Below are 2734 nucleotides of genomic sequence, written 5' to 3' on the forward strand. Positions count from 1 at the left end.
GCGCGGGCGACGCCGATGCGCTGGCGCTGACCGCCGGAGAACTCGTGCGGGAAGCGGTTGAAGTGCTCGGGGTTGAGTCCGACGATCTCCAGCAGCTCGCGGACGCGCTTCTCGCGGCCGCCGGCCGGGTTGATGTCGTTGATCTCCATCGGGCCGGAGATGATCTTGCCGACCGTCTGCCGCGGGTTCAGCGAGGCGTAGGGGTCCTGGAAGATCATCTGGATCTCGGACCGTACCGGCGCGAGCTTGCTGCGGCTGGCGTGCGTGATGTCCTGGCCGCGGTAGGAGATCCTGCCGCCGGTCGGCTCCAGCAGGCGGGTGATCAGCCGGCCGGTGGTCGACTTGCCACAGCCCGACTCGCCCACCAGACCCAGGCTTTCGCCCTCGGCGACCTGGAAGTCGAGGCCGTCGACGGCCTGCACCGCGCCGACGGTCCGCCGGATCGGGAAGCCGCCCTTGATCGGGAAGTGTTTGGTCAGTCCGGAGACGTCCAGGAGGGGGGTTGCGTTGCTCATGGTCGTGAAGTCCCGTCTTGTCCGTCAGTTGTGCTGGGAGCCGGCGAAGTCGGCGAAGAATTCCTGGCGCTGCTCCAGCGTGAGGTGGCAGGCGGAGCCGCGGCCCTCCACCACGTCGAGCGCAGGTCGCTCGCTGGAGCACAGCCCGCCGGAGACCTTCTCGGCGAAGGTGCAGCGCGGGTGGAAGCGGCAGCCGGACGGCGGGTTGAGCAACGAGGGCGGCGAGCCCGGGATCGGTGTCAGCGGCACGTCCACCGGGCCGTCGAGGCTCGGCATGGAGTTGAGCAGGCCCAGGGTGTAGGGGTGTTGCGGGGTGCTCAGGACCTCGCGCTTGGTCCCCCGCTCCACACACCGACCGCCGTACATCACCAGCACGTCGTCCGCGATGTCCGCGATGACGCCGAGGTCGTGGGTGATGAAGATGATCGCGGTGCCGAACTCCTGCTGGAGGTCCTTGAGCAGGTCCATGATCTGGGCCTGCACGGTCACGTCGAGGGCCGTGGTCGGCTCGTCGGCGATCAGCAGCTCAGGGTCGCAGACCAGCGCCATGGCGATCATCGCGCGCTGGCGCATACCGCCGGAGAACTCGTGCGGGTAGTTGTCCACGCGGCTGTCGGGCTGCGGGATCCCGACGCGCCGCAGCATCTCGATCGCCCGCGCCCGGGCCTCCTTCTTGGAGGCGCCCGTGTGCTTGCGGTAGGTCTCGCTGATCTGGGCGCCGACGGTGTGGTACGGCGACAGCGAGGCCAGCGCGTCCTGGAAGATCATGGACATCTTGTTGCCGCGCAGCCGCTCCAGCTCGCGCTCGGAGGCGGTGAGCAGCTCCTTGCCGTCCAGCAGGATCTCGCCTTCGATCGCGGTGTGGGCGCGGTCGTGGAGACCCAGGATCGTCAGGTTGGTGACGGACTTGCCGGATCCCGACTCGCCCACGATGCCGAGTGTCTGACCCTTGGCCAGGTCGAAGCTGAGACCGTCGACGGCCTTGACGACTCCGTCCTCGGTGGAGAAGTGGACTTTTAGGTCCTTGATCGAGAGGAACGGCTGCTGATCGGTGCTCGTCACGGGGACGCTCCTGGGGTGATGCGAGGGGTAGGGGGTGGGGCGGAGGTCAGGCGAGCCGGATCCGCGGGTCGATGAGGGCGTAGACGGCGTCCACGACGATGTTGAAGATCACGATCGCGCCGGCGGACAGCAGGGTCACGCCCAGCACCATGGGCAGGTCGCTCTTGTTGACGGCGTCCAGCGCGAGCCGGCCGACGCCCTGGAGGCTGAACACGGACTCGGTGATGATCGCGCCGCCGATGAGCGTGGCGAGGTCGATGCCGAAGATCGTGACGATCGGGCCCATGGCACCGCGCCAGGCGAACCGGAAGAACACCGTACGCCGGGAGAGTCCCTTGGCCCGTGCGGTACGGACGTAGTCCTCGCTGAGCGTCTCGACCAGCTGGGAGCGCGACATACGGGTGTAGTTCGCGGTGAAGATGATGGCGAGGACCAGCCAGGGCAGCAGCAGGCCGGAGGCCCATTCGGCCGGGTTCTCGGTGATGGGCGTGTACGACGGGTTGTCCAGGATGCCGAGCTTCGAGACCAGGAAGTACATCGCGATGTACCCGACGAAGTAGATCTGCAGCGAGGAGGCGATCAGCGAGCCGGAGCTGGCGAGCTTGTCCTGCCACTTGCCCTGCTTGACCGCCGCGAGCATGCCCGCCGAGATGCCGAAGAACAGGAAGACGATGGCCGAGCCGAAGGCGAGCGAGAGCGTCAGCGGGAGCCGGTTCAGGATCGTGCCGAGGACGGGCTCGCGGTTGGCGAACGAGTAGCCGAGGCACGGCGCGTTGCAGTTGCCGAAGTCGCCGTAGCTGCGTCCGACGAAGAGGCCCTTCAGCCAGTACCAGTATTGGACCGGGACCGGGTGGTCGATGCCCAGGTTGTGCCGGACCTGCTTGAGCATGTCGGGCGTGCAGTTCCTGCCGCAGGACATCATGGCGGGGTCACGCGGGATGGCGTAGAAGAGCCAGAAAGTGACGGCGCTGATGATCAGGAGAATGATCAGCGCGCCGAGAACTCGGCGGACAAGGAAGCGGAACATGGGGCGTGACTTTCCGGACGGGGCGCCGTCGCCGGGTTGGGGGGTGGGCCGGAGGGGGGGGCGGGGGGCGGGGGGCCCCCCCCGGGGGGGGGCCCGCGTCATTGTTTGGTTGAGTAGTGTGGTAGCGGCG

Annotated in this window: 3 protein-coding genes; all 3 read right to left on the reverse strand. The window is 67.8% G+C overall.

Annotation, left to right across the window (positions count from 1 at the left end):
- Positions 1-515 (reverse strand): ATP-binding cassette domain-containing protein (locus tag ACFW2E_RS19160; RefSeq protein ID WP_384467868.1); only part of this gene is annotated, 515 nt, incomplete at its 3' end.
- 24 nt (positions 516-539) lie between these two features.
- A complete protein-coding gene (locus ACFW2E_RS19165) occupies positions 540-1577 on the reverse strand; it encodes an ABC transporter ATP-binding protein (RefSeq protein WP_384467870.1) in 1038 nt (345 codons plus the stop codon).
- A gap of 46 nt (positions 1578-1623) precedes the next feature.
- A complete protein-coding gene (locus ACFW2E_RS19170) occupies positions 1624-2604 on the reverse strand; it encodes an ABC transporter permease (protein WP_384467872.1) in 981 nt (326 codons plus the stop codon).
- Between the last annotated feature and the right edge of the window lie 130 nt (positions 2605-2734).

The sequence above is a fragment of the Streptomyces sp. NPDC058964 genome, from assembly GCF_042741275.1.
GTDB lineage: Bacteria > Actinomycetota > Actinomycetes > Streptomycetales > Streptomycetaceae > Streptomyces.